The 26,396-nt window shown below is 62.8% G+C and carries 30 protein-coding genes; 11 read left to right on the top strand and 19 right to left on the bottom strand.

Annotated features, from left to right (window positions below):
• The first annotated feature begins 187 nt into the window (after positions 1-187).
• Both LGH83_RS06190 and mtgA read left to right on the top strand, forming a co-directional pair.
• Positions 188-1,390 (top strand): glycine C-acetyltransferase, encoded by a 1,203-nt coding sequence (locus LGH83_RS06190; protein ID WP_227401750.1) that lies wholly within the window; start codon positions 188-190, stop codon positions 1,388-1,390.
• A gap of 82 nt (positions 1,391-1,472) precedes the next feature.
• Positions 1,473-2,159: a monofunctional biosynthetic peptidoglycan transglycosylase gene (gene mtgA / locus LGH83_RS06185; protein WP_227401040.1), complete on the top strand. Its 687-nt coding sequence runs from the start codon at positions 1,473-1,475 to the stop codon at positions 2,157-2,159.
• Between the two features lie 9 nt (positions 2,160-2,168).
• On the opposite strand, the gene hemH is transcribed toward mtgA, so the two are convergent.
• The 9 genes from hemH to LGH83_RS06140 form a co-directional block, all read right to left on the bottom strand.
• A complete protein-coding gene (gene hemH, locus LGH83_RS06180; protein WP_413771113.1) occupies positions 2,169-3,302 on the bottom strand; it encodes a ferrochelatase in 1,134 nt (377 codons plus the stop codon).
• A 14-nt stretch (positions 3,303-3,316) separates the two neighbouring features.
• Positions 3,317-4,090 (bottom strand): metallophosphoesterase family protein, encoded by a 774-nt coding sequence (locus LGH83_RS06175; protein ID WP_227401039.1) that lies wholly within the window; start codon positions 4,088-4,090, stop codon positions 3,317-3,319.
• Positions 4,087-4,902: a bifunctional hydroxymethylpyrimidine kinase/phosphomethylpyrimidine kinase gene (gene thiD / locus LGH83_RS06170; protein ID WP_319799616.1), complete on the bottom strand. Its 816-nt coding sequence runs from the start codon at positions 4,900-4,902 to the stop codon at positions 4,087-4,089. The genes LGH83_RS06175 and thiD overlap by 4 nt, the downstream gene beginning before the upstream one ends.
• A gap of 93 nt (positions 4,903-4,995) precedes the next feature.
• Positions 4,996-5,583, bottom strand: coding sequence for an NAD(P)H-dependent oxidoreductase (locus LGH83_RS06165; protein ID WP_227401038.1), 588 nt, complete (start codon positions 5,581-5,583; stop codon positions 4,996-4,998).
• Positions 5,580-7,019 (bottom strand): FAD-binding oxidoreductase, encoded by a 1,440-nt coding sequence (locus tag LGH83_RS06160; protein WP_227401037.1) that lies wholly within the window; start codon positions 7,017-7,019, stop codon positions 5,580-5,582. The genes LGH83_RS06165 and LGH83_RS06160 overlap by 4 nt, the downstream gene beginning before the upstream one ends.
• Positions 7,016-8,368 carry a cytosine deaminase gene (locus LGH83_RS06155; protein ID WP_227401036.1) on the bottom strand — a complete coding sequence of 451 codons (1,353 nt, stop codon included), beginning with the start codon at positions 8,366-8,368 and terminating at the stop codon, positions 7,016-7,018. The genes LGH83_RS06160 and LGH83_RS06155 overlap by 4 nt, the downstream gene beginning before the upstream one ends.
• A 2-nt stretch (positions 8,369-8,370) precedes the next feature.
• Positions 8,371-9,198 (bottom strand): ABC transporter permease, encoded by an 828-nt coding sequence (locus LGH83_RS06150; protein WP_413771145.1) that lies wholly within the window; start codon positions 9,196-9,198, stop codon positions 8,371-8,373.
• A gap of 26 nt (positions 9,199-9,224) precedes the next feature.
• A complete protein-coding gene (locus tag LGH83_RS06145; protein WP_131194712.1) occupies positions 9,225-10,013 on the bottom strand; it encodes an ABC transporter ATP-binding protein in 789 nt (262 codons plus the stop codon).
• Positions 10,014-10,037: 24 nt separating this feature from the next.
• Positions 10,038-11,045, bottom strand: coding sequence for an ABC transporter substrate-binding protein (locus LGH83_RS06140; protein WP_227401034.1), 1,008 nt, complete (start codon positions 11,043-11,045; stop codon positions 10,038-10,040).
• A gap of 194 nt (positions 11,046-11,239) precedes the next feature.
• On the opposite strand from LGH83_RS06140, the gene LGH83_RS06135 reads away from it, so the two are divergent.
• The 4 genes from LGH83_RS06135 to LGH83_RS06120 all read left to right on the top strand — a co-directional run bounded on the left by LGH83_RS06135 (position 11,240) and on the right by LGH83_RS06120 (position 14,291).
• A complete protein-coding gene (locus LGH83_RS06135) occupies positions 11,240-11,623 on the top strand; it encodes a RidA family protein (RefSeq protein WP_227401033.1) in 384 nt (127 codons plus the stop codon).
• 51 nt (positions 11,624-11,674) lie between these two features.
• The gene (locus LGH83_RS06130; RefSeq protein WP_227401032.1) at positions 11,675-12,514 is read left to right on the top strand and encodes a creatininase family protein; all 840 of its coding nucleotides are present in this window, start codon (positions 11,675-11,677) and stop codon (positions 12,512-12,514) included.
• Between the two features lie 135 nt (positions 12,515-12,649).
• A complete protein-coding gene (gene purU / locus LGH83_RS06125; protein ID WP_227401031.1) occupies positions 12,650-13,504 on the top strand; it encodes a formyltetrahydrofolate deformylase in 855 nt (284 codons plus the stop codon).
• A gap of 37 nt (positions 13,505-13,541) precedes the next feature.
• A complete protein-coding gene (locus LGH83_RS06120) occupies positions 13,542-14,291 on the top strand; it encodes an SDR family oxidoreductase (protein ID WP_413771112.1) in 750 nt (249 codons plus the stop codon).
• Positions 14,292-14,312: 21 nt separating this feature from the next.
• On the opposite strand, the gene LGH83_RS06115 is transcribed toward LGH83_RS06120, so the two are convergent.
• Entirely contained in the window at positions 14,313-14,621 is a 309-nt protein-coding gene (locus LGH83_RS06115) for a hypothetical protein (RefSeq protein ID WP_227401030.1), read from the bottom strand.
• A 155-nt stretch (positions 14,622-14,776) separates the two neighbouring features.
• On the bottom strand, positions 14,777-15,661 hold the full coding sequence (gene folD, locus LGH83_RS06110; RefSeq protein ID WP_227401029.1) for a bifunctional methylenetetrahydrofolate dehydrogenase/methenyltetrahydrofolate cyclohydrolase FolD: 885 nt from the start codon (positions 15,659-15,661) through the stop codon (positions 14,777-14,779).
• Between the two features lie 157 nt (positions 15,662-15,818).
• Between folD and LGH83_RS06105 the strand changes: the two genes are divergently transcribed.
• Entirely contained in the window at positions 15,819-16,703 is an 885-nt protein-coding gene (locus LGH83_RS06105) for an SDR family NAD(P)-dependent oxidoreductase (RefSeq protein ID WP_227401028.1), read from the top strand.
• 7 nt (positions 16,704-16,710) lie between these two features.
• Here the strand turns inward: LGH83_RS06105 and LGH83_RS06100 are convergent, their stop codons facing one another.
• On the bottom strand, positions 16,711-17,532 hold the full coding sequence (locus tag LGH83_RS06100) for a WecB/TagA/CpsF family glycosyltransferase (RefSeq protein ID WP_227401027.1): 822 nt from the start codon (positions 17,530-17,532) through the stop codon (positions 16,711-16,713).
• A 157-nt stretch (positions 17,533-17,689) separates the two neighbouring features.
• Here LGH83_RS06100 and LGH83_RS06095 point away from each other — a divergent pair, with 157 nt between their 5' ends.
• On the top strand, positions 17,690-18,397 hold the full coding sequence (locus LGH83_RS06095; protein ID WP_227401026.1) for an acid phosphatase: 708 nt from the start codon (positions 17,690-17,692) through the stop codon (positions 18,395-18,397).
• 4 nt (positions 18,398-18,401) lie between these two features.
• Here LGH83_RS06095 and LGH83_RS06090 read toward each other — a convergent pair whose 3' ends face one another.
• Positions 18,402-18,974 (bottom strand): helix-turn-helix domain-containing protein, encoded by a 573-nt coding sequence (locus tag LGH83_RS06090; RefSeq protein ID WP_131194721.1) that lies wholly within the window; start codon positions 18,972-18,974, stop codon positions 18,402-18,404.
• 135 nt (positions 18,975-19,109) lie between these two features.
• On the opposite strand from LGH83_RS06090, the gene LGH83_RS06085 reads away from it, so the two are divergent.
• Together LGH83_RS06085 and LGH83_RS06080 are read left to right on the top strand one after the other, a co-directional pair.
• Positions 19,110-19,349, top strand: coding sequence for a GcrA family cell cycle regulator (locus LGH83_RS06085; RefSeq protein WP_319799615.1), 240 nt, complete (start codon positions 19,110-19,112; stop codon positions 19,347-19,349).
• Entirely contained in the window at positions 19,346-19,765 is a 420-nt protein-coding gene (locus tag LGH83_RS06080; protein WP_227401024.1) for a hypothetical protein, read from the top strand. The genes LGH83_RS06085 and LGH83_RS06080 overlap by 4 nt, the downstream gene beginning before the upstream one ends.
• Positions 19,766-20,204: 439 nt before the next feature.
• Here the strand turns inward: LGH83_RS06080 and LGH83_RS06075 are convergent, their stop codons facing one another.
• Both LGH83_RS06075 and LGH83_RS06070 read right to left on the bottom strand, forming a co-directional pair.
• Positions 20,205-21,611 (bottom strand): FAD-binding oxidoreductase, encoded by a 1,407-nt coding sequence (locus LGH83_RS06075; RefSeq protein ID WP_227401023.1) that lies wholly within the window; start codon positions 21,609-21,611, stop codon positions 20,205-20,207.
• Between the two features lie 121 nt (positions 21,612-21,732).
• Positions 21,733-22,419 carry a LolA family protein gene (locus LGH83_RS06070; protein WP_227401022.1) on the bottom strand — a complete coding sequence of 229 codons (687 nt, stop codon included), beginning with the start codon at positions 22,417-22,419 and terminating at the stop codon, positions 21,733-21,735.
• 277 nt (positions 22,420-22,696) lie between these two features.
• Between LGH83_RS06070 and LGH83_RS06065 the strand changes: the two genes are divergently transcribed.
• Entirely contained in the window at positions 22,697-23,323 is a 627-nt protein-coding gene (locus LGH83_RS06065) for a DUF4142 domain-containing protein (protein ID WP_227401021.1), read from the top strand.
• A gap of 31 nt (positions 23,324-23,354) precedes the next feature.
• Here the strand turns inward: LGH83_RS06065 and metW are convergent, their stop codons facing one another.
• From metW to LGH83_RS06045, 4 genes are all read right to left on the bottom strand, one after another.
• Positions 23,355-23,996, bottom strand: a complete 642-nt coding sequence (gene metW / locus LGH83_RS06060; protein ID WP_413771111.1) for a methionine biosynthesis protein MetW — start codon at positions 23,994-23,996, stop codon at positions 23,355-23,357.
• Positions 23,993-25,159 carry a homoserine O-acetyltransferase MetX gene (metX, locus tag LGH83_RS06055; RefSeq protein ID WP_227401745.1) on the bottom strand — a complete coding sequence of 389 codons (1,167 nt, stop codon included), beginning with the start codon at positions 25,157-25,159 and terminating at the stop codon, positions 23,993-23,995. The genes metW and metX overlap by 4 nt, the downstream gene beginning before the upstream one ends.
• A gap of 92 nt (positions 25,160-25,251) precedes the next feature.
• The gene (locus LGH83_RS06050) at positions 25,252-26,181 is read right to left on the bottom strand and encodes an HlyD family secretion protein (protein WP_227401020.1); all 930 of its coding nucleotides are present in this window, start codon (positions 26,179-26,181) and stop codon (positions 25,252-25,254) included.
• Entirely contained in the window at positions 26,174-26,392 is a 219-nt protein-coding gene (locus tag LGH83_RS06045; protein WP_131118386.1) for a DUF1656 domain-containing protein, read from the bottom strand. The genes LGH83_RS06050 and LGH83_RS06045 overlap by 8 nt, the downstream gene beginning before the upstream one ends.
• Between the last annotated feature and the right edge of the window lie 4 nt (positions 26,393-26,396).

Raw genomic sequence — 26,396 nt, 5'->3', positions numbered from 1 at the left:
TGCGCTGTGGTTCCCTGAATTACAACTGCGCCGCGCCGAAAATGCGAGTGGCGGGCTCCCGTGCCACAGTTTATTCTCGCATACGCGGTCCTGGCCTAGATGTGATCGACCGGTTTCTATAGGGGCTTGGTCGCGCTCACTGCGGTGCCAAGCGACCGCTCAGGCGAGTGAGCCGGAAGGTGCCATGATGACACAGGCGTTCCTCGATCATCTATCCGCGACGCTGACGGACGTCGAGCGGGATGGTCTCTATAAGCGCGAGCGTCTTATCGCAGGGCCGCAAGGCGGCTCTATCGCGGTCGAGACGCCGGGCGGTACACGGCCCTTCATCAATCTCTGCGCCAACAATTATCTCGGTCTCGCTTCCGACCCGCGCGTGATCGAAGCGGCGCATCGCGGCCTCGACGACTATGGGTTCGGCATGGCGTCGGTCCGTTTCATCTGCGGGGCGCAGACCCTGCATCGCGAACTCGAGCGCGCGATCGCGAGCTACCTCGGCAAGGCTGACGCAATTCTCTTCGCGGCCTGTTTTGACGCCAATGGCGGCGTCTTCGAACCACTCTTAGACCAGCAAGACGCAATCATTTCAGATGGGCTCAACCACGCCTCGATCATTGATGGCATCCGGCTCACAAAGTCCAAACGCTATCGGTTTGCCAACAGCGACATGACCGAACTCGAAGATCGATTGAAGGAGGCCGACCGCGACGGGGCTCGTTTCAAGTTGATCGTCACCGATGGCGTGTTTTCAATGGACGGGCACCTCGCACCGTTGAAGCCGATCTGTGATCTCGCGGAGCGCTATGGCGCCATCGTGCTGGTGGATGACTGCCACGCGACCGGACATCTCGGCCCGCAAGGGCGGGGCGCAGCCGCGCTGGCCGGCGTGGTGGATCGGGTCGGCATCGTCACCGGCACGTTCGGGAAGACGCTTGGCGGCGGCATGGGCGGCTTCGTTGCGGCCGATCAGCCTGTGATCGACCTGTTGCGGCAACGCTCGCGCCCCTATCTCTTTTCCAACAGCCTTGCGCCGCCCGTGGCGGCCGGATCGCTGAAGGCCATCGAAATCTGTCTCGAGGCCGATGATCTGCGCGACCGCCTCATGTCGCATACACGCCGGTTCCGGGCTGGTCTTGCGGCCGCCGGCTTCGCTTTGCTCCCGGGCGAAACTCCGATCATCCCGGTCATGCTGAATGAGGCCACACGCGCCCAGGCCATGGCCAAGGCGCTCGATGAGCGCGGTGTGTTCGTGGCCGGATTCTTCTTTCCGGTCGTGCCGAAAGGCAAGGCGCGGATCAGAACGCAGATGTCGGCCGCCTTGACCGAGGCCGACGTCGACTATGCCATCACAGCCTTTATCGAGGCCGGTCGGGACCTCGGCGTGATTTGACCCGATCAACACCCCTGACAGGGCCATCAGACGCTCTGGTCGGGCCCATGGGCGCGACCTCTTCGACGATAGCGTCCTGAGCGTGGGGAGGCCCGGCGTCTTTCGGAGGCTGAACCGCATTCTGAACTGGATCATCGCGGGTCTCGTTCTCGTGATGCTGCTGTTCGTCGCGGTTTTCGTCTACGACAGCACGCGCCCGGCGATCTCGGTTCTGATGATCAATCATTGGATCAGGGGAAAGCCGGTCGATCGACAATGGATCCCGCTCGTCGACGTCTCGCCCCGGCTGATCGACTCGGTCGTCATGTCCGAGGACGGGCAATTCTGCAGTCATAACGGCGTCGATTGGCACCAATTGCAGGACGTGATGGACGATCCCGACGGTCCCGCGCGGGGTGCGTCGACCATCACGATGCAGGTTGCCCGCAACCTGTTCCTCTGGAACGGACGCTCGTTCATTCGGAAGGGCTTGGAGATCCCGTTGGCGCTCCTGGTCGATGCGCTCTGGAGCAAAAAGCATATTCTGGAGGTTTATCTCAACATTGCCGAATGGGGCGACGGGATCTTTGGGGCGGAGGCGGCGGCGCGGCACGATTTCAATAAAACTTCCGCGCAACTCACGACGCGCGAAGCCGCTCTTCTTGCGACCGCGCTGCCGAACCCGTTTCTCCGCAACCCCGCCAAACCAACCCGCAACCATCGTTATCTGGCTGAGATCAACACGGCGCGGACGCGGGACGCGGCCGAGTGGACCACCTGCCTCCGCTAGTCGACCTGTTTAGACGCTGGCGACGACCGGAGCATCGACGGTTGCCGGTGTCGCGCCCTCGACCCAACCCATCAGCTCCCGCCGCACAATGGCCTCGATCACCTTCATGCCGCCAGCGCTATCGTTGAGACACGCGATGCGAGCGAAATTCTCGCCGCCGCCATGCAGGAAATATTCGGCATTCTCAGCCCCGATTTCCTCGATCGTCTCGAGGCAATCCGCAGAAAAGCCTGGCGTGAGGACCGCCATGCGCTTCACGCCCTGCGCCGCCAAGGCCTTAATTGTCTCATCGGTATAGGGCTGCAACCACTCAGCGGGCCCGAAGCGCGACTGAAAGGTGATCTTAAAGTTCTCCGGCGTCAGGCCGAGCCGCTCACGCAACAAGCGGCCGGTCTTCACGCATTGGCAATGATAGGGATCGCCCTTCATTAGATATTGCTTCGGGACCCCGTGGAACGAAGCGAGGATGACCTCCGGGACGAAATCGAGCGTCGCGAGATGCTCCGTCACCGATTTCGCCAGTTCCTCAATGTAAACAGGATCGTCATGGTAGGGCGGCGCGACCCGCAGGGACGGCTGCCAACGCATCGCCATCAAAGCTTCGAAGACCTTGTCGCAGGCCGTGGCGCTCGTGGCTGCCGCATATTGCGGGTAGAGCGGCACCAGAAGAATGCGGTCGCATCCCGCAGCCGAAAGCTTGTCGATCGCGGATTTCATCGACGGGTTGCCGTAACGCATCCCCCATTCGACCACGACCTTATCGCCGCTCGCGCCGAAGAGGCCGGCGTCGATCGAGGCTTGAAGCTGCGTGGCTTGCCCTCGCGTGATTGTCTTCAGCGGGCTTTCATTCAGTTCGCGGTTCCATATCGTGTCGTAATCCTTGCCCTTGCGACCGGGGCGGATCGTCAGGATGATGAGGTTGAGAATGAGCAACCAGATGATCCGGGGAGTCTCGATGACACGTCGGTCGGATAGGAACTCGGAGAGATAACGGCGCATCGACCAATAATCGGTCGCATCGGGCGTTCCGAGATTGCTGAGCAGCACGCCGACCTTGCGAGTCTTCACGGCCGGATGGCCGGGCGGCAGTGGACCCGTGGCGGCCATACGCTCGGCCGTCGTGAATGTGGGAGACATGTTCATCGCAGACCCTTCGACTATATCGCCGCCTCCGTGGCGCGGATGAAGCCGTGCCGCAAGGCATAGGCCCAATCCAGCTCGCCCAAGCTTTCGGCGCGGCGCGCGGCGCCTTCATGATCATAGGGGATCGCACGAAATTCAACACCCGCTAGGCCCGTGGCACGATGGTCCGCGACGGTGACGATCGCATAATGGGCCAGCGGGCTGCCGCTCTCGGAGACGTGCGCGGGGTGGTCCGGATCGATGTAAGCCGGGCAGCCGACGCTGCCGGGATTGACGATCCACGGGCCATTCGGAAGGCGAACCACGGTGGCGATGTGACTATGAGCCGCCAGCACGAGACCAACGTCGGGGAGGTCGCCGAGCCGATCCGATATGCGCTGGTGCGGCGCGGGCCGTAGCCGGCCGTTGACGACCTCTTCGGTCAGATAGGCATTATCGTCGTTCGGCGAGGCATGGAATGCCACGAGACCACCCGGCCCATCGAGGCGTGTCGGCAGAGTCGCTAACCATCGACGCGCCTCGTCATCGAGCATGTCGCTGGCAAAGAGGTCGCTGTCGGTCAGCTCGGCACGTGGCAAGGTTCCGACCCATCGATCGTGATTGCCCCGTACGGTCGCCCAATCGAGTTCGCGCAGCCGATCCAAGGTTTCTCGCGGCCAGAGCGGCCCCGACGCGCAGTCTCCAAGATTGATGACACGATCGAACGATTGGTGGGCGAGATCGGCCAGCACAGCGTCCAATGCCAGCAGGTTCCCGTGAATATCGGCCAGAACCGCAAGCCGCCTCAAGGCTCTGCCAATCTATTCCAAAGACTGTGAAAATGGTGCACCGGCCCGTGGCCGCCACCGACACGCAGCTCGCCGCTGGTCCGGAGGGCGTCGGTCAGGAACGCCTTCGCTTTCGTGACCGATCCGGCAAGATCGTCGCCCAACGCGAGATAGGCCGCGATAGCGGACGACAGGGTGCAACCGGTTCCATGCGTGTTGGGCGTGTCGATGCGAGGCGCCGAAAACTCCCGCATGGTGGTTCCATCAAACAGAATGTCGACCGCAACATCGCCGTCGAGATGGCCACCCTTGACCAGAACCGCACGTGCGCCCGACGCAACGAGCTTCTCGGCCAACAGCCGCATTCCGGCGACGTCAGTCGGTAAAGCCCCGTCGGCAAGGCGGGCCGCCTCGGGTAGATTGGGCGTCACCAGCGTGGCGAGCGGCAGCAGAAGGCGGGTCATCGCACCGACGACATCGGGGCTGCCGAGGCTGTCACCACTTGTCGCGACAAGCACAGGATCGAGCACGATGTTGCGGGCCGCGTGGCGCACCAGTCGATCGGTCACGGCCGCCACGACCGCGCCATCGGCCAGCATCCCCAGTTTCACCGCATCGACCGTAATGTCGGCGAAGATCGCGTCGATCTCGGCCGCCACGAACTCCGGCGGCACGACATGGACGCCGCTCACGCCCCGCGTATTCTGTGCCGTCAAAGCGGTGAGCGCCGCCATGCCGTAGCAGCCGAGTGCCGAAAAGGTTTTGAGGTCGGCCTGAATACCGGCGCCGCCACTCGGGTCCGAGCCGGCGATCGAGAGAAGATTCGGGATCATCAGACGAGTGTACCTGGAGGTTGGGGTTCGCGGTAGCATCCGAGCGGTTCCCGACCCTCTCGAGACGCGTCGGTCGGACAGCCGCGCCTCGGTCTAACGCCAGCGCGAAAACGTGGCGTCGACACGGCTCATGAAGGCGGCCCGCTTCGTCTCCGTCGTATGGTTCATGTCGTAGCAGGCAAGATAATCGGTGGACGCGGTCAGCGCCACATGGGCGCGCATCATGCGGGTCACACAACGGCGGGGCGGGTCGCTCATCAACCGGGCGCGCCACCATTGGCCGCCATACGTGCAGACGGCCGCGAGCTTCTTGATGTGCCGCAGCGTGAAGCTCAAGTCGCCATTTTCGGCCAGTTCGAAGGCCACACCCGGTACCCAGACCCGATCGAGATAGCCTTTGAGGATGGCCGGAAAGCCGAAGTTCCACACCGGGTAGATCAGCACCAAAGCGTCCGCCCGCCGTAGCCGTTCGACATGCGGCCCGATCCGCGACTGGTTGAGGCCGGTGTCGTGATAATCGATCCGGTCCTGCCGCGACATGACGGGGTCGAACCCCTCCGCATAGAGATCGCAATCATCGACGGTATGACCAGCCCGCTCGAGACGCGTCACGACTATGCGGTGAAGGGCGCCGACGAAGCTTGTTTCGACCGGATGGGCGTAGACGACGAGGACGTTCATGCGTCGCCGTCCCACCCAGCCCCGACGGCCGACAGGCTGGGAAACAGGTAGGTCTTGCCGCTGTCGAAGTCGAAATCGGGATCCTCCCAGGCGATCATCTTGCCGGGATTGAGCAAGCCCTGCGGGTCGGCTTCCTGTTTGAACGCCAGTTGCACCCGGTCGGTCTGCTTCATGCCGCCTTCTTCCAGCGTGTAACGATGCGGGTTGAAGACCGGCGCTCCAATCTCTTCATGAATGCGGATGATCTGGTCGAGCCGCTCCTCTGTCGTGAAGCGGACCAGCGACAGGCCGAAGCAGGTCACTTTACCGTTGAAACGCACATATTCGAGATGGCCCATGACTTCGTCGCCGAAATGGCCATGCACCTTGGCGATCGTCTCGAGTTGATTGGGGAACGGGAACAGCACCTGCAGATAGGTGATGGCGGGATCGACCCGCAGCGCCCGCAAGGTGGTGTGGTTCCAGGAGAGTTCGTAGTTGGCCGGCAGCCCCTCGCGATCAGCCGCCGCGATGCGGCTTGCGTCGAATAGCACCTCCGCGCCTGCGAAGCGCTTCACGAAGGTCGCGAAGGCGTCGAGCGCCTGTTCGGCCACCATCAACAGCACGACGCTTTTTCGGTCCGGCAGAAATCGCTTGTGGCGCAGGAAATAGCTTTGCGGCACGGGCGCCGCGATCGGCGCGATCAGCTTGGTCAGGATGCCGTCTTCCTCGCCAAGGAGATTGCCGAACCGAGCCGCATCGTTGAAGTCGTCGAAGCCGACAATGATATCGACCCATTCATGCGCCTGGGTCAGCGGCATTTCGACTTCGGTGATGATGCCATTGGTGCCATAGGCATGCGCGACCTTGTTGAGATCCTCGCCCCGCAAATCGAGAATGCGAGGCTCCGCCTCCATGGTCACGACCTGAAGGCGCAGGATATTGCCGAGATCGCGCAGGCCGCCCCAGTTGATCGAGCCAACGCCGCTCGATCCGCCCGCGATGAAGCCGCCGATCGAGGCCGTGTTGTAGGTCGAGGGATGCATCCGCAGCTCCTGCCGCGAATGAGCCTTGGTGGCGGCGTCGATGTCGACCATCACGGCACCCGGCTCGCACACGACGCGCCCCGGCGCGATGGAGACGATCCGGTTCATCTCCGCAAGATTGAGCACGATGCCGCCCGAGAGCGGCATGGCCTGTCCGTAATTTCCGGTCCCCGACCCGCGTGGCGTGACCGGGATACCGAGCGCATAGGCGGCCCGCAGCGTTTGGACCACCTCGTCGGTCGAACGTGGGCTGACCACGATGTCGCCGACGATGCCGTCGAGTTGGCGTTTCAGAACGGGCGAGTACCAGAAAAAGTCGCGGCTCTTCTGCTTCACGAGCGCCGGGTTTTCTTCGACGCGGATCGCACCGAGGCGCTGCTTTAGGGCGGCAATGTCATAGCGTGCGGTCAAGGCGCCAAACCTTCGAGATGGTCGAGTTGCGCGTAAGCGGGCAGGGCGGTGTCGATCGGTCGACCGCTCCGAATGACGATCCGGTCCTGGCGGGGGCGCGCCAGGAGTTCGGACAGGCTGCGGGCCGGGAGAATCACGAGGTCGGCCGGATCGCCGACCCTGATCCGTCCGGGACGATCGAGCCCAAGAGCCGTGGCGGGTGTCGCCGCGACGATGTCGGCCCAGGGTCCGACCGGATGATCGAGATGGGCGATGCGCGTTCCTTCGCGCCAAACTTCCAGCATGTCGAGGTCGCCATAGGCGTAGAACGGGTCGCGTGTGTTGTCGCTCGCGATCATCACGGGCACACCGGCCGCCCGCAATTCCTTGATGGCCGTCACCCCGCGCCAACGCGGCGTGCGCTGCAGTTTGTCCCGATCCTGCAAATACATGTTGCAGAGGGGGAGCGACACCACGGACAATCCGGCGCGGGCCACGAGATCGATGGTTCGCCGCATGGTGTCGGGATCCATCAACGCCAGCGAGCAGCAATGGCCAACGAGGATGCGCTGCGGAAAACCAAACGCCAGCGCGGTTTCGGCGATCACCGCCAATGTGTTGACGGCTGGATCATTGGTCTCGTCGGCATGGAAATCGAGTTCGAACCCGCGGTCGGCCGCGAGACGGAACAGACGATCAAGCCCCGGACGGAGCGCCGGGCCGGGGTAGGTGACCGCACCGAAGCAATGGCCGAACTCCCCCACCATGTCGGCGATGTCATGCATATGCGCGTCGTCGAGTGCGAGGTCGATGCCGAACAGCGGCGAAGCCTGCAACTCGATGCGCCCGCGCCATCGCTCCCGCGTTTCGGCGAAGACCGGCCAGGAGATCCGGGTCTGTCCCAGGGCGCTATCGAGATGGGTGCGGATAGCTCGCGTGCCATGCGCGTAGGCAGCCCGCAGCGAAAATTCCATGCGGGTCGCGACGTCGTTGGCGGTCCAATGCGCGGCGCGATCGACCGGGACGGTGGCGAGCGCGCCCTCGAACGAGCCATCCGGATTCGGCGCGCGCGGCCAGATATGACCCTTGTCGATATGAGTATGCGCGTCGACGAAGCAGGGCAGCACGAGCCCGGGACGCTGCAGGACCGGTCCCGTGACCGGCAAGACGCCGGCTGACGAGATCCTGTCGATGCGGCCGTCTACGATCGCGATGTCGACGGCGACGAGGCCATCATGGTCGGCGATGACAACCTCGGGCGTGCGGCTTCCGTCGCCGCCGATCGTTTTATCGAGCAAGGGGGTCGGGACCCGAGCATCCGCGATGGTCCAGGTTCGGGCCGAGGCAGGCAGCCGGAATGTGGCGCTCATGCTCAATGCCCCTTTTGGCGCGCGCTATCGTGCCAACGGCGCAGCAAGAGATAGCTGAGCAGCGTAAACATCACGTAGATCAGGATGCCGGTCAGCGAGATCAGCACCAGAGCCGCGAACATGCGCGGAATGTTGAGGCGAAACCCAGCCTCGACGATGCGAAAGGCGAGCCCGGACCCTTGTCCAGCCGAACCGGCCGCGATCTCGGCCACGATGGCACCGATCAACGCCAATCCGCCGCCGATCCGCAATCCGCCGAGAAAATAGGGTAGGGCCGAGGGCAATCGCAGCCGCAGCAGCTGCTGCCAGCGCGAGGCGCGGTAGAGCTCCATCAATTCGAGCAGATTGTGGTCGGCGGAGGCAAGCCCGAGCGCCGTATTGGACAGGATGGGAAAGAACGCCACGAGGAACGCGCAGACCAGCACGGCAATCTGCGGCGTCAGATAGATCAATAAAAGCGGCGCGATCGCCACCACTGGCGTGACTTGCAGGATGACCGCGAACGGAAAGAACGATCGCTCGATCCATTTCGATTGAGCGAAGATCATGGCGAGGCCGACGCTGCCGACCACCGCAAGCCCCAGCGCCAGAAACGTCGTCCGCAGCGTGACCAGTAGAGACACTGAGAGCACGCCCCAATCCTTGACCAGCGTCGTGGCGATGAGGCTCGGGGCCGGCAGGATGTAGGCCGGGATGTTCTGCACCCGCACGACCGCTTCCCATCCGGCGAGGGCCAGCAGGAAGATGATGCAAGGCAGGACGTAGTCGATGAAATGATGGGGCGCGAGGCGGTAGCGCGCGCGTGCCGCATTCGGCTCCGCGAGGTCCATCTGGTCCGACACAGGATCGATCGTGCTCACAGATGATCCTCCGCCGCCATGGCACTGTGCAACGACAGCGAGGCCGCCCGACACGTCTCGACATAGATCGGCGTCGAGCGGAAATCCTCCGTACGTTCGGCAGGCGCCTCGACCACGATATCGTCGATGGCACGGCCGGGGCGCGACGCCATCACGACGATGCGGCTCGACAGATAGACGCTTTCGTAGACCGAATGGGTCACGAACACGACCGTGGTGCCGAGGTCGTTCTTGAGGCGGATCAGATCGTTGTTGAGCCGGAACCGGGTGATCTCGTCCAGCGCCGCGAAGGGCTCGTCCATCAGCAGCAGACGAGGCTTGATGACCAATGCTCGCGCAATCGAGACCCGCATCTTCATGCCGCCCGAGAGTTCACGCGGATAGCTGTTTATGAAGCCCGATAGCCCGACGAGCGAGAGCGCCTCGGTGATGGCGGGCGAGGCCGCGCTGCGCGAGACGCCGCGCAGCCGCAGCGGCAGCCACACATTGTCGAAGACGCTGGCCCAAGGCATCAGCGTCGGCTCCTGAAACACGAAGCCGATCTCCGACTGATCACCCGTCTGCTGCATCGTCCCAGATGACGGAGCCGTCAATCCGGCGACGATCCGCAGAGCCGTCGATTTTCCACAGCCGGACGGGCCGATGAGGGAGACGAACTCTCCCTCACGGATGTCGAGGTCGAGCTTGCTCAGCGCGACCGTTCCGTTGGCGAATGTCTTCGAAACATTGCGAAGCGACACGAGAGGGGCCGTGCCGCCGGCGGGTGAGGATGTTGAGAGCGCCATGATGCTCAAGGAAAAAACAAGACCTTAGTTCTTCGGGCGAAGATCGAGCCCGACTTTCTTGTTCACGAATTGCAGCGTGTAGGACTTTTTGTAATCGATGTCGGGGCTGGTCACGCCAGCCTTCACCATCTTATCGAAGAAGTCCTTTTGGCGCGCATCCGACATGGCGCCGATGCCATCTTGCAGCGACCCTCCCGAGTCGACGATGCCGTCGCGCTTCAGCGTATCGCGGGCGAATCCCAACTCCTTGTCGGTGATGTCGGGATTGTCTTTTTTGATCGCCTCGTTGGCTTTGGCCGGATCTCCGTAAAGATAATTATACCAGCCGATCGCCGAGGCATCGACGAAACGCTGCACGAGATCGGGGTTTTTCTCGACGAGGTCGCTTCGCGTCTCGATCGTGGTCGAATAGGTGCTGAACCCGTTGTCGGCCAGCAGGAAAACATTCGGCTTGAAGCCGCCTTGGGTCTCGACCGCATAGGGTTCCGACGTCGCATAGCCCTGCTGGGCCGACTTTTTGTCGGCGATGAACGGTGCCGTATTGTAGGTATAGGGCTTCACCATGTCTTCCGAGAAGCCGTATTGCGACACCATCCAGCGGTAGAAGGACGTCAGCCCTTCCTTGCCGATGAAGATCGGCGCGGTCTTGAGCGACTCGAACGTGTCGAGCCCGACGCCTGGATGCGACAGGATGCACTGCGGCTCTTTCTGGAAGAAGCCGGCCACCACCACGATCGGCACGTGCTGCTCGACCGCTGAATAGGCTTGCAGCATGTTGCCACCGACATAGAAGTCGAGCTTGCCGCTGGGCAGAAGGATTTCACGGTCGACCTGCGGGCCGCCCGGCAGCAAGGTCACATCAAGACCGTATTTGGCGTAGGTGCCATCGACGATGGCTTGATAGAAGCCGCCGTGTTCGGCCTCGGCCAACCAATTGGTGCCGAATGTCACCTTATCGAGCGCGAAAGCACCGGTTGGCGCGAGGCCACCGATCACAAGGGTCAATGTGGCCACTCTGGTTACCCACGCCATGCTCAACCTCCTTCGGCTCGCTTCGTCAAAACGCAGCGACCGCCGCTTCTACGATGCCTGTCGCAACCACGGTCAGCAAGCTCTATGCCTTGTTGTTGCACAATCTTGAGTAAGGCCAATGACGCCTGCTTTGACGACGCCGGTCTGGCGCAGAAGAGTTTCCTTCGCGCCCCGAACTCGCTAGCCTACCGGGTATGCTTCGCCCCCTCGCGCCGACCACCATCCACCCGCCCTTCGCCCGCTACGCCCATGGCATCGAGGTCCCGCCCGGCGCGCGGCTGGTGTTCTGCTCGGGCCAGCTTGGCATCGACGCCGTGGCCACGATCCCGCCCAGCGCTTTCGAGCAGGCGATTCTCTGCTTTCGCGCGATCGAGGCGATCTTAGGGGAAGCCGGTATGACGCTCGATCACCTGGTTCGGCTCAATGCCTACGTGACCGGGCGTGAGCATCTCCCGGCCTATATGGCGGCGCGCGACAGCCTGCTGTCCGGTCCGCCGCCGGCCTCCACCTTGATGATCGTGTCGGGCTTCGCTCGACCGGAGTTTTTGGTCGAAGTCGAGGCCGTTGCGGCGCAGTAAGGGCGGCCCCATCATGGTCTCGGACCGAGCAAAAATTAGGCAAACTGATCGATGAGCGTCTTCCAAACCAAGATCTGGACAGAGCTGACCTGGGCGGATTTTCACGCCGCCGACATGAGCGAGGTCATTGCGGTTCTACCGGTCGCTGCTGTCGAGCAGCATGGGCCGCATCTGCCCGTCGGCGTCGATAGTTTCATCATGGCGGGCTATCTCGAGCGGATCGTCGCACGCGTTCCGGATGATCTGCCGGCCTTGTTCCTCCCGATGCAGACCGTGGGCAAATCCGACGAACATATCGAATTTCCGGGAACCTTGACGCTCTCGCCCGAGACGGCCATCAGGGCCTGGACGGAGATCGGCGAAAGCATCCATCGAGCGGGTGTGCGAAAGCTCGTGATCGCCAATTCGCATGGCGGCAACGTCTCGTCGATCGACATCATCGCGCGCGACCTGCGGGTGCGGCTCGGGATGCTTGTGGTCGGGGCCTCGATGCACCGGTTCGGTTATCCGGACGACCTCTATTCGGCCGGTGAACGTGCTCATGGCATTCACGCCGGCGAGGTCGAAACTTCGCTCATGATGGCGTTTCGGCCGGACCTCGTGCGGCATGACAAGCTGCGCGATTTCGTGCCGGACAGTATCGCGATCGAGGCCGAGTTCGCCCGTTTGCGCGTTACGCAGCCGATCGGATTCGGCTGGATGGCGCAGGACGTGTCTCCGGCAGGCGCTATGGGCAATGCTGCGGCAGGATCGCCGGAAAAGGGCGAAGCCAGCGCTGCTTATGGGGCTGTGGCCTTTGTCGAATTGCTGCGCGATGTACAGCGGTTCGATTTGGCGCGTTTGCGCCAGGGTCCGCTGACGTCTGGCGAGGCGACCGCACGCTCGGCTTGAGCGGCGCGATGCGTCCTCGGACCACGAAGCGTCGCTTTGAGCAGGACGGTGAACGTCAGGGTCACCTATCCAAAAAAGAGGCTTGCGTGGCAACGTGACTCAGGCCCAAAAGGCTTTGAATGCTAGGAATATTTTATGCCTGAAGAATATGTCGTCACCCTGGCTTGCGCCAATCGGCCCGGCATCGTCGCGGCCGTCTCGCAATTCCTCTACGATCATGGCTGCGACATCCGAAACTCGCATCAGTTCGACGATCAGGATCGTTTTTTCATTCGGGTCGTCTTTAGGCGCCTCGCTTCGTCGCCACCTGCCGATAGTCTCGCGCGCTGGTTCTCGCCGATCGCCGAAAAATTCGACATGGAATGGACCCTCCGGCCGGTGCTTCACCGCAAGCGCGTGCTCATTATGGTGTCGCGCTTCGATCATTGCCTCGCCGATCTGATCTATCGCTGGCGCATCGGCGAATTGCCGATGGATCTCTCGGGCATCGTGTCGAACTATCCGAGTGAAACCTACGCTCATCTCGATATCGCGGACGTGCCGTTCCATCATCTGCCCGTCAACCGGGACAACAAGCCCGCGCAGGAAGCCGAGTTGATGCGGATCGTGGAGACGACCAACACGGATCTCGTGGTGCTGGCGCGCTACATGCAGGTTTTATCCGACGATCTAACCCGGAAGCTGGCCGGTCGCTGCATCAATATCCATCATTCGTTCCTGCCCGGCTTCAAAGGTGCCAAGCCCTACCATCAGGCCTTTGAGCGTGGCGTGAAACTCATTGGCGCCACGGCTCACTTTGTTACCGCCGAACTGGATGAAGGCCCGATCATCGAGCAGGATGTCGAGCGGATCACCCACGCGGATACGCCGGAGGATCTGGTTCGCAAGGGTCGCGATATTGAGCGGCGCGTGTTGGCGCGTGCGGTGCGGTATCATCTTGCCGATCGTGTCTTGGTCAACGGCCATAAGACGGTCGTGTTTCCGGATTGATCGTCCCGTATCGGCGCATTGATGGTCCGGAGATGACATGATGACGAAGACGATTCTCGTGACGGGCGCCAGTCGCGGCATCGGCCGCGCGACCTCGACCCTGTGTGGCGCGCGCGGCTGGTCGGTCGGCGTCAATTATAAAAGTCAGGTGGAGGCGGCCGATGGCGTCGTAGCCGATATTGTCGATCGCGGCGGCAAAGCCATTGCGTTGCAGGCCGACGTGTCGATCGAAGACGAGGTGATCCGGTTGTTCGACCAGGTCGAGCGTGCGTTCGGGCCGCTCGATGGCGTGGTCGTCAATGCCGGCATCACGGCTCCGTCTTTGCCTTTGGTGGATATGAGCGGGGAGCGGCTGCGGCGAACTTTCGAGGTCAATACGTATGGGGCTTATCTCTGCGCTCGTGAAGCGGCGCGGCGGCTTTCGACGGGACGCGGCGGACGAGGCGGATCGATCGTGCTCGTCTCCTCGGTCGCGGCGCGACTCGGATCGCCCAACGAGTTTGTGGATTACGCCGGCGCCAAGGCCGCGATCGACACACTCACGATCGGCTTATCGAAGGAGCTCGGCCGCGAGGGCGTCAGGGTCAATGCCATCCGGCCCGGCCTGATCGAGACCGACATCCATGCCAGCGGCGGAGATCCAGATCGGGCGCAGCGATTGGGTGCGACGACCCCGTTCGGACGTGCCGGACACCCGTCCGAAGTCGCCGAAGCAATCGTCTGGCTGCTCAGCGATGCCGCCTCTTATACGAGCGGCGCCATTCTCGACGTGTCCGGCGGGCGCTGAGCCCGCCCGGATCAAGACCGCTTATTCGGCGGTTTCGGTCACGACAGCCTTCTTTTTAACTGCCTTCTTGCGAACTTTAGGCGGCGGCGCGTTAGCCGCGAGTTCGGCAGCAGCTTCGCGATCCGCCTCTTCCTTGGCCAGACGCAATGCACGAAGACGCGCGGTCTTGTTGGTCTCGGATTCGCGCGCGATCATCTGGTCCTTCATGGCCTGATCGGCTTCGAGCTTGCGGCGTGCAACCTGTTGAAATTTAACCTCGGCTTTTGCCATGGCGTCGGGTGAACTGTTTCGTGCGGAAGCCATCGGTATCTCCTCGACGCGGCCGTGCATCGGCTCCGAACGTCGGGGCTGGATGCACGAACCCAATCTTATCTATGCGTCTCATGCGGCTCTTTTCATAGCTCAGCACGCAGCTAAAGGCCAGTTTGTACCGTTTTTGTGCCACGAAATCGCGCCATGCGACCAAAAACATCTCGCCTCGACCGTCAGACGGTCGCGGTTGCTCCGGCAATCGCGCAAGCGGCCCGGAGTGTATTGACCAGCAGACAGGCGATCGTCATCGGTCCGACACCGCCCGGAACCGGGGTGATGGCGCCGGCCCTATCGGCGCAAGCCTTGAAGTCGACGTCACCGACGAGCTTCATCTTGCCAAGTTCTGCGCCGGCAACGCGGTTGATGCCGACGTCGATTACGGTCGCGCCCGGCTTGAGCCAGTCGGCCTTCACGATCTCTGGGCGGCCGACCGCAGCGATCACGAGATCGGCGCGGGCGCAGACGGCGGCGAGATCCCGTGTCTTCGAATGTGCGATCGTGACGGTGCAGCTTTCGGCCAGCAGCAATTGAGCGACGGGTTTCCCCACGATGTTCGAGCGGCCGATCACGATGGCGTCGAGCCCTTCGAGCGACCCGAGCACGTCTTTCGCCAGCATGACGCAGGCTAGCGGCGTACAGGGGACGAGGCCGGGCTTGCCAGTCGCGAGCAGGCCGGCATTGATCGGGTGGAAGCCGTCGACGTCCTTTGCGGGATCGACCGCGGTCAAGACCGCATTCTCGCGGATTTGTTTCGGCAGGGGCAGTTGCACCAAAATACCATGGACCGCCGGATCGGCGTTCAGGCTGGCGATCAGGGTCATCAACTCGGCTTCTGTGGTCGTGTCCGGCAAACGGTGCTCGAAGGAGCGCATGCCGGCTTCAACCGTCCGAGCCGCCTTGTTCTTCACATAGACCTGGCTGGCCGGATCGGCGCCGACAAGAACGACCGCGAGACCGGGCACCACGCCATGGCTTCGCACCAGCGCCTCTACACCGTTCCGCACCCTGCCGCGTAGCGTGGCCGCGAAAGCTGTGCCGTCGATGATGCGCGCCGACATGAAGCATGTCTCCTGATGGGTTGGACGTCGTGACGCAGAGCCGAAGCCGTTGCAACTGCGATGAATTACAGGCATCGGAGAGCGATGCGCAAGGGTTTGCTCCAAGCGGTGCGTGACCTGAGCAGCGCGGTCCGATCGCGCCGAGGGAGCACGCCCAATGAACGCATCGCCAACGATGGGGAAGGATCGCCAGGGATCGATGGTCGGCAAGACGGTGGTGATGACCGGTGCCACCTCCGGTCTGGGTGCTGTCGCGGCCGAAACGCTGGCACGGCGCGGCGCCAAGGTGGTGGTCGTGGCACGAGACGCCGCCCGCGGCGCGCGCACGATGGCGCGACTGACGGCCGCCAACCCGAACGTGACGCACCGACTTCACCTCGGCGACCTTTCGCGGTTGACCGACATGAAGCGCGTCGGCGCCGAGATCGCAGAGGCCGAGCCGATCGTGCATGTCCTGGCCAACAACGCGGGCGCCATGTTCAAAGCGCGTCAGATCACGGAGGACGGTCTCGAGCGCACCTTTGCGACCAACCACATGGCCTATCTGGTTTTGACACTCGGGCTGAAGGCCTCGCTCGAGGCGGCCGGAGGCGCGCGCGTGGTCAACACCGCCTCGGCGGCGCATCGCGGTCAGCGGTTCAACCCGGCCGACATGCAGTCGTTGAAAAATTATAGCGGCCCCTTCGCTTACGGTCGCTCGAAACTCTACAACATCCTGTTCACGCGAGAGCTTGCACGGCGGTGGGCCGGCACGGGCGTCACCGTGAATTGCTTTCACCCCGGCGTCGTCGCAACGCGCTTCGGCGATGACAGCGGCGGCTGGCTCGCGCTTCTGGCCCGCGCGGTGAAGACGTTCGCGATCACGCCGGAGCAGGGGGCTCAAACGTTGATCTACCTCGCGGCGTCGCGCAAAGTCGCAGGCATCACCGGCGAATATTTCGATCGCTGTGCCGTGATCGAAGCCCGTCCGTCGGCACGGGATGATGCTGCCGCCGCCGCGCTCTTTACTGCGAGCATGAAGCTCGCCGGTCTGCCGGACTAAAGCAGGCTCAATGCCCCGACCGGCGCAGCATCAGATAGACCGCATGCGGGTTCGTGGTGAGATAGCGCACGGCGAGACGACGCGGCTCGAGCATCGTCCGATACAGCCATTCAAGTCCGGCGGTCTGCATCCATTGCGGCGCGCGCGTTCGTCGGCCGGAGAGAAAGTCGAAAAGTCCGCCAGATGTCTTGATGGCACCGACATCGGTTAGCCGGTCGAGATGACGGATCGCAAAAGACTGCTCGCGCGGCACCCCCATGCCGATCCACAAGATGCCGGGCCGGAGGCGATTGATCTCGGCCACGACCGCATCCTCGTCTGCCGCCTCGATGTAGCCGTTCCGCGCGCCTGCGATGACGAGCGCCGGATAAGCCGCTCGGATGGCGGACTCGGCGAGAGCCATGGTTTCAGCGGTGCCGCCAAGAAGATAGAAACTCGTGCCGCTGCGTTCCGCCAGACGGGCGACGTCGTGGAACAGGTCGGTCGTGGCGACACGCTCGGGCAGGGGCGGCGCGCCGACATAACGGGACGCAACCACCATGGCCTGACCATCGGCGTGGATGAGGTCGGCGGCTTCGAAGAGGCGGCGAATCGCCGGTTCGGAGGCCGCACGCGACATGACCTCACCATTGGCCGAGGTGACATAGAGGGGCCGGCGGCCGAGTGGTCGGTCGGGTGCGCCGGCCCGGTCAAGCAACAAGGCCGATTCGGCGCGATCCATGACCGCAATCGGGAGGCCGCCGAGCTGGCGGATCGCGATGCCGGCGATTGCGTCGGTTCCGGTGTTGAACTTAGCCTGGGACTCGCGCGACGATGCCGGCAGGGCCATTCGTAGACATCCGAAGTAAGCTGATAAGGTCGCAGAATGGTGCGACCCCTCCTTGCCTCGAAACGAAGCGTGGCGGAAGGCCTTGATGCCGTCGATTTCTGCGGATGGTTAGTGCCGTCCTGCCGATGATCGGCAAACGAAAGCGAACGGAGCTGCGATGCGCGCCTTGATGTCCCTGATTTTGGCCTTGATGCTGCAGGTAAGCGTGCCGGCGCGTGCCGAGACCAACGCGCCGTTCAGCGCAGCACCCTATTTTGACAACCATACCGTCGATCTTTTGATGATCCTGCCATCTCCGCCGGCAGCCGATTCAGCCGACACCAAGGGTGAGCTTGGGGAATTATTAGTCATCCAGGTCAGCCGTAACGCCGATATGGTGTCACGGGCGCAGGCCGATGCCGTCGAGGAGGTCTGGCGCTTCGCCGATGTGATCGGGCCGAAATTCACAGCCGAAAACCTGCCGAAGACGGCGACGCTTTTCGCGCGGCTCGTCGCGACCGATAATGCTGTCGTCGATCCGGCCAAGACGGCCTTCGCTCGGCTCCGGCCGCATATGGTCAGTGATCTTATCAAGCCGGTCGTCAAGCTCTCGACATCCGGCTCGTGGCCGTCTTCCCATGCCGCGCTCGGCACGCTGATGGGAGTCGTCCTTGGCGATATGCTCCCCGAAAAGCGCACGGTCATCATGGATCGCGCCTGGACCTATGCCGAGAACCGGCTGGTGGCCGGGATGCATTTTCCGTCCGACATCGAAATGGGTCGGATCGCAGGATCGGTCATTGCGGCCTTTGCGATGAAGCAACCTCAATTCCAGGTCGATTACGAAGCGGCGCGAATGGAACTCAGGACCGCCCTTGGTTTGTAAGCCATCATCGCGGCATGACGGTTTTGACGGGGGCGGCCCATTTGACCGCAATGTCGAGGATCGGATCGCCGAATTGCCCGTAGAGATGAAACAGGGACGACGGGCCACGGCTTTTCATCAGTCGTTTGACGAGCACACGGCCATCCATAAGGCCGACGACACAGAGCCGGCCGATCAGATCGTCCGTCACGGGTGATCGGACATCATCGAAGAGAACCAGCCACCCGTTGAAAAACGGACCGAGGCTTTCGCCTTTGATTTCAACCGCGATCGTGCGGTCGGAGGTGCCGTCTGGACCCGCAACTTCGCCGAGGTTTCCCTGACCTTCCGCGAAAAGGATCATCTCGGCACCCGCTCCGACATAACCGGCGATCGGTACCACGATCGGTTTGCCACGGACGATCTCTCCCGCATCGATCCCATAAGCTTCGGCTGCGCGCTCGATCCACTTATCGCTCAGGCGCCGGGTGCCATTCTCGAGCTTGACATATTGGTTGCGCGTCGTGCCGAGAGCCGACGCGGCATCTTCCTGCGACCAGCCTCGGGCACCACGCAGCACGCGCAAGTTGTTAGCCATGATTGTGTCGCCTCATCTTCGTGAGGTGTGTACGTATAGGGAACAAACAAAAAAAGCACCAGACCCTATATGGGCTATTTACAACCTTAAGTTGCATACATATGTCGTGTTTCTTGCCTAATATGGGAACACGACATGTCAGCAGTTCAGCCAGGATCTTCCGCCTCTGCTTCCCTCCCACCGAGTTCCTCCCTGTCTTGGGCCACTTACATGGACTCTGCCGCTCTGGCGGTCGATGTCCTCTTGCCACGGGACTGCCGATGGCCGATCGGCGATGTCGCTGATCCCACCTTCCGGTTCTGCAGCCAAACCCGGGTCCGCGGCGTCTATTGTGCCACCCACTGGTCAGCGAGCCGCACCCGAGCGCCCCGATGACCGCGCCTCGCATCCTCTCGACGCGTGTCGGCGCAGGCTCACCCGGACGGCGACGCAGCTTCGGTCTCGATACGATGCAGCCCGCCAATGCCGCGACGATCGAGGCGGAGGTGCTTCGGATCCTGGCCGCTGAAGCACCGCATGTCTTGACGATCCGCCCCTCAACACAACCAGACCGTGCAAGGCCGGCCGGGCATCGCGCCGTTCCCGCTTTCGTAGGTGGAACGCCGGATTTACTTCTGCTCTTCCCGGGTGGCCAAAGCCTCTGTCTGAAGATCCGGACGCAAGCCGAACGGCTGTCGCATGACCATGTCGCCTTCGGCCATCTCTGCCGCCATCGTGATATTCCCTATGTGGTCGTCCGCAGCGTGGCTGAGGCGAGACGCGCTTTGGGGCAAGTCGACCAAACCCTGTAGGGAGCCAGATCGTGAGCAAAGCAAAACGCGCGTCCGTGTCGCTGGGAGGGGGTTCTCTGGCTGGCCGGCGATCGGTTCCGTCGGCATTGGCACCTCGGCCGTCTCGACGCGCTGACAGCCTTCGACTTTTCACGTGAGACCGTCGACGGCACAGGCGGAGCGGGCGCCTCGACACCGACCGAAGCGGCTCTCAAGCACCGCGATGCCTACCGTGCCGCCTGCGAGATCGTCGGGGCGCGGCTGCTTCCCGTGTTGATCGGCTTCGTCATCGAGGGAAAATGTGCCGCCGACCTCCGCCGGCTTGTGACCGACACAAGCCACGACCGAACCGCCGAGGCGCTCGTCATCGAGCGGTTACGGGAAGCGCTCGATCGGCTCTGTTGTTTTTGGGGAACCCAGGGCTCGACGCGGCGCAGTGTCGGTTCGCGCCCAACCGGGGTCAGCCGAGAACCTTCCCCGGATTGAGGATGCCGCGGGGGTCGAGCGTGGCTTTCAGCGCGCGCATCACCGCATGGGCGACTGGATCCTTCACGGTCTCCAGCAACTCTCGCTTCAGGCGGCCGACACCATGCTCGGCCGCCACCGAACCGTTGTAGCGAGCGACGACGCCATGCACGATCGCGTTCATCTCATGCCAGCGGCCCAGAAAGGCGGCTTTGTCGGCACCCTTCGGTTGCGACAAGTTATAATGAAGGTTGCCGTCCCCTACATGACCGAAGGCGACGATTCTCACATCTGGCATGCGGGCCAAAACGGCGGCTTCGGCTTCGGCCATGAAGGACGGGATATCGGCGACCGCGACCGACACGTCGTGTTTGATCGAGCCGCCTTCCTTGCCCTGCACGGATGACAGGTCCTCACGGATGCGCCAGAAATCGTCCCGCTGATCGAGCGAGGCCGCGATCGCCGCATCCTCGATCAAGTCGCGATCCAGCGCGTCGGCGAGGAGAGCTTCGAGGGTGCCGATCAGGTCGCGACGCTCGGGCGAACTGATCTCGAGCAACACGTACCAGGCATGGGGAGCCGCGAGCGGATCGCGGCTTGTCGTATGGGTCAGCACGAGATCGATGCCGATGCGGGGAACAAGCTCGAAGGTCGTGACGGTTGCGGCCGATTGCGCGAGGGCCAGCAAAGCGAGCGCCTGATCCGGACCGGCGATGCCGATGAAGGCCGTCTCCCGCGAGCGGGGGCGAGGAAACAGCCGGAGGCTCGCGGCCGTGATGATGCCCAGCGTGCCTTCCTGTCCCATAAACAGGTGCTTGAGATCATAGCCGGTATTATCCTTGCGGAGCTTGTTCAGCCCGGACAGCACGCGGCCGTCGGCGAGCACCACCTCGAGGCCGAGCACCAGATCGCGGGCATTGCCATAATGCAACACGGCCGTGCCGCCCGCATTCGTCGCAAGATTACCTCCGATCGTGCAGGAGCCTTCCGAGGCGAGCGACAGCGGGAACAAGCGATCAACATCTTCGGCAACGCTCTGCACGCGCGCCAGTGTCACACCCGCCTCGACCGTCATGACGCCTGAGATCGCATCGACCTCCCGCACTCGGTCGAGCCGCCGCAGCGACAGCACAACTTCGCCGCCATGTTCGAAAGGGACCTGCGCGCCGACGAGACCTGTGTTGCCGCCCTGCGGCACAACGGGCGTCCGGGTTCGGTGGCAAAGCGCCAGGATTGCGGCGACCTCGGCCGTCGTGCCCGGTCGAACCACGGCAACAGCCGAGCCGCGATACAAACCGCGTGGCTCAACGAGATGAGGGGCCATGATGTCACTATCGGTCACGACATGTGCCGCGCCGACGATGGCGGCCAGTTGCTCGACGAGTTCGGCGGCGGCCAGCATGATCAGGATCTTTCCTCGGCCACCTCTTGCCCCGTGCAGCGGTCGCTGGCCTCCAAAATCATTTAGGCGGACCTCGGGTTTTGCTCAAGGCCACACGCGGTCCCACCTCTGGTCGGCGGGCTTAGTTCTTGGAATTCAACATGCGCTCGGTGCTGATCCGGAAGGTCGCCGGATCCGGCCGCGTCGCAAGGTCGACATCACTGAGCGAGACCACTGTTTCGTAGCCTTGCGGATCGGTCACGGTCCATTGCTTGAGACGGAACGGATCGCGGTCGAAGCTAAGGCGAATTTGCGACGTGCCGCCGAAGGTTGCCCGATCCTCAACGACGACGGAGGCGCCGGTCGCGTCACTGGTGACGTCCAAAATCTTCGTGTCCTGCGCGAGATCGATATGATCGTTGAGCAGGAATTTCAGCGGCGTCTGGCTGATGAAGTAGAGATCCTGCGTATGCAGCTTCCGGTCGATGACAGCGACCGACGTGCCGTCCGCGACGATTTCGAGTGTCGCCGGCGGCGCATAGGCAAACCGCATGTGACCGGGTTTGGCCACGTAGAGCTTGCCATCGGTGCGACGGCCATCGGCACCGATCTGCACGAAATCGGTGACCATCGTCTGTGCGCCGTTGAGATAGTCGTTGGCCTTTGCGACGACCTCTGCGGGTGTCAGAGTCGAGGCCTGACGCGCCGGTGCCGTATTCGACTGCGTCTTTTTGCTCGGCTGGAGCTGCAATGGTCCGCTTTCCGCATGCAGGGGCGCAGCGGCGACGAAACAACAAACGACTGTCACCGAGGCAATGCGAATCATCATGCGCGAACAACTTTCGTAGCGGGCCCGGGAGAGGCGATAGGCACCCCCTGTGGCATTTGTGAGACTATGGTCCGGCCGCCTGTTTGGGAAGAAAGACCCGACGCGCCGGGTCGGACGACACATGCCAAAACAAGCCGTGGGTTTTTAGGCCGACGACCGGGCACTGCGCGGATGTGACGTTGCGGACGTCGGGCGGCAACGGCAACAAAATCACGGCAAACCGGGTTTTTCGTGCGCCATCTCGTCAGCAGATGGGCTTGATCTTTGGGAGATGACCATGGAACGCCGTCTCGTTCTCGTGGGGATCGCGGCATTGGCCGCCGGCCCCGCTCTCGCGCAGTCTAACCCGGCCCCCGCGACCGATGCGCCAGCCGCAGCGCCGACTGCTCCGCTCGCCCCGGCTCCAGCCATGAAGATGGCGCCTCCGATGAGCTTGTCGGATGCTGCGACGACCCACCTGAAGCGCACGATGGCGGTCGGCTCCCTGTCACTGCTGGCGTGCCGTATCGCGGCCCCGAAGGTTCGTCAGGCCATGTTGAAGCAGTTCGTCGCTTTCGAAACCGCCGAGCAGGAAACGATCGCCAGCATTCTCAAGGCCACGATGATGCCGGGCGCACCGCCGTCGGGAGACGTCGCGACGCCGACCGATGCCGAACTGATGGGGGCGATCGACGCAAAGGGTAAGGCCGCGATCGAAAAACTGCGGGACATGAAGGCGGGCGTCGAATTCGAGCGCGCCTACGTCAAGGCGCAGGTCGAAGGGCACCGGGAGTTGCTTGAGATACAAGAGACTTATCTGAAGGTCGCCGACAATCTCGACGCCACCAACGTGGCAAAGCTCGCCAAAGGACAGATCACCGAGCACCTCGTTCTGCTCAGCGACATCGGCAAACAGATCGGCTAACCCGAATGGTCCGGCCGAAAAGGCTGGGCCATCATCGCCGGAGCATGATGACGGCCTGCTCGCCGAGCAGGTTCCACATCCACGACGACGCGCCTGTCCGCATCGGCGTTCCCGACCGGTCGAGCACAATAGCGCGCTCGACCTTGGCATCCATCTCGGTCACGAGCGTCAGAAAATCGCGGATCGTGCAAAAGTGGATATTGGGGGTTTCGTACCACGAAAAGGGCAGGTTGCCGGAGACCGGCATCCGCCCATGCACTCCGATTGCCAGCCGAACCTTCCAGTGGCCGAAATTCGGAAACGACACGATGGCGCGCCGGCCGATGCGGAGCATCTGTTCGAGAACGAGCCGGGGGTGCCGTGTGGCCTGGATGGTCTGCGACAGGATCACATAATCGAAGGCGTCGTCCGGGTAGTCGGCGAGGTCGGTGTCGGCATCGCCCTGGATGACCGAAAGCCCCTTGGCGACGCAATCGTTGACCCCGCGTTGTGAAATTTCCAACCCGCGCGCGTCGACGTTGCGCGTATCGGCGAGAAGTCTCAGCAGAGCGCCATCGCCACAGCCGAGGTCGAGGACGCGGCTATCATGGTCCACCATATCGGCCACGAGCAGAAGATCGCTGCGGCCCGCGGCTTTTGCCTGGGCGACGCTATTCGGCCGCTGATCCATCATGCCAGCCCGCGTGCTCGCGCCATCGCGGTGATGAAGCCATGCGAGGTCGCAAGCAGATCCGGAATGTCGAGCAAAAAGGCATCGTGGCCTTTGTCGGTCTCGATCTCGACGAAGGACACGGAGGCGCTGCCCGCATTCAGAGCATGGACGATCGCGCGCGATGCAGAGGTCGGAAACAGCCAGTCGGATGTGAAGGAGGCGACGCAGAACCTGGTGCGGGTTCCCTTGAAGGCTTGCGCGAGGCTCCCGCCGTAATCCGCTGCAAGATCGAAGTAATCCATGGCACGGGTCATATAAAGATAGGAATTGGCATCGAATCGCTCGACGAAGCTGCGTCCTTGGTAGCGAAGGTAGCTTTCAATCTGAAAATCGGCGTCGAACGAAAAGGTGGGGGCGGCGCGATCCTGCAGCTTGCGGCCGAATTTCGCATGCAGCGCTTGATCGGACAGATAGGTGATGTGGGCCGCCATGCGGGCGACCGACAATCCCTTTTCGGGTCGCGTGCCCTCGTCGAGATAGCGCCCCGCGCGCCAATCCGGGTCGGCCATGATGGCTTGGCGTCCGACCTCGTGGAAAGCGATATTCTGCGAGGAGTGCCGCGCCCCCGTGGCGATCGGCATGGCCGAGAAGACACGATCGGGGTAGAGCGCCGCCCATTGAAGGACCTGCATGCCGCCCATCGAGCCACCCGCCACGCAAAAGAGCGTGTCGATGCCGAGATGATCGATCAGCATCGATTGGGCACGCACCATGTCGCGGATCGTAATGACGGGCAGGTCCAGCCCAAAGACTTTGCTGGTTGTCGGATTGACCGAGGCGGGGCCCGTCGAGCCGAGACAGCCCCCCACGACATTGGAACAGATGACGAAGAACCGGTCCGTATCGATCGGTTTACCCGGCCCCACCATGGCGCGCCACCATCCGGGCTTGCCGGTGACCGGATGCACGTTGGCGACATGCTGATCGCCCGTCAGCGCATGACAGACCAGAATGGCGTTCGACCGGTCTGCGTTGAGGGCTCCGTAGGTCTGATAGGCGACCGTCAGAGGCGACACCGTGCCTCCCGCATCGGTGATGAGAGGGCGGTCCGCCGGGAAGGTCACGACAAGGCTGGTCGGCGCATCCGCCTCGCTTCGATGTCCGTTCAGGCTGGCGGTGTGCAATCCCACGGCGCGATCCTCGCGCGTTCTCTTTGACGAACGCATTGTCCGTCACATAGGATCGTCCGCTAAGTCTGTCAACGGCGATCGGCGCCTCAGGGCTCCCTCGCCTTTGGGAGGACCTCGACGGTCGCGGTCATGCCGCCCACGAGCCGGATATCGGAGGGGACATCGTCGAGGTGCACGCGCACCGGCACACGCTGTGCGAGGCGCACCCAGGTGAAGATCGGGCTGACGTCGGCGAGGCCATTTCCTCCTGGCGACGCATTGGCCACGACGATGCCGCGCGCCAGACTGTCGACATGGCCGTTGATCACGGTTTTATAGCCCAGCAACCAGACCTTCGCCGGATCGCCGTCCCTGATCGCGGCGATCTTCGTCTCCTCGAAATAACCGTCGACCCAGAAGGAATCGGCGTCGACGATCGACACGGCTCTGGTCCCGATCGTCGCATAGTCGCCCTGTCGGACCTGCAGGTTGGTGACCCATCCATTGACCGGCGAGCGGATGTCGGTGCGCTGCAGATTGAGTTTCGCCTTATCGAGATTGGCCAACGCCTGTTGATGCACCGCTTCGGCCGCTTGCGCGCTGGACGCATAGGTCTCGCGTTCCTCCAGGGTCGCCGCAAGGTCCGAGAGACTGGCTCGACGTTTGGCCTCAGCCACCTTGTTCTGAGCATCGGCCGCCGCCTGTGCCACTGTGGCCTCGGCGAGCTTCACGGCGATCTCATAGTCGCGCGAGTCGATCTGCATCAGGGGATCGCCCTTATGGACGAACTGGTTGTCGGCCACCGGAAGAGCCACGACCTGCCCCGAAACCTGAGGCGCAAGCGACACCACATAGACCCTGACACTGCCATCCCGGGTCCAGGGAGCCCCCATATAGGCCTGCCACATCGCGTAGGTGTGCCCACAGGCGACGAGCACCAAAGCGAGCGTCACGATGATCGGGACGCTGCGAAGGCGGTACGTTGGGACGTTGGCGCTGGTGGCGGGAGCGCTCGCCGTGGTTGATCGATCAGACATGGGCATGCAGGCTCGCGGCGACGAGGACGATGGATGACAGGATGATGAGGTAGAGCGCGAATTCGAAGAGGCCCGGATGCCAGATGGCATCGAACCAGCCGAAATGTCCGGCAATTCGGCGCAAGACGAAGAGGATCACATAGGCCAGCACGATCATCGGCGCGATCGGGGCCACGTAGACGCCGAAGAGATCGATCTCCACGAAGCTCATGGGG

The sequence above is a fragment of the Lichenihabitans sp. PAMC28606 genome, from assembly GCF_020616535.1.
In the GTDB taxonomy this organism is placed as follows: Bacteria; Pseudomonadota; Alphaproteobacteria; order Rhizobiales; family Beijerinckiaceae; genus Lichenihabitans; species Lichenihabitans psoromatis.
The sequence above is the reverse complement of the archived record's forward strand: the minus strand, read 5'-3'. Positions and strand labels throughout refer to the sequence as shown.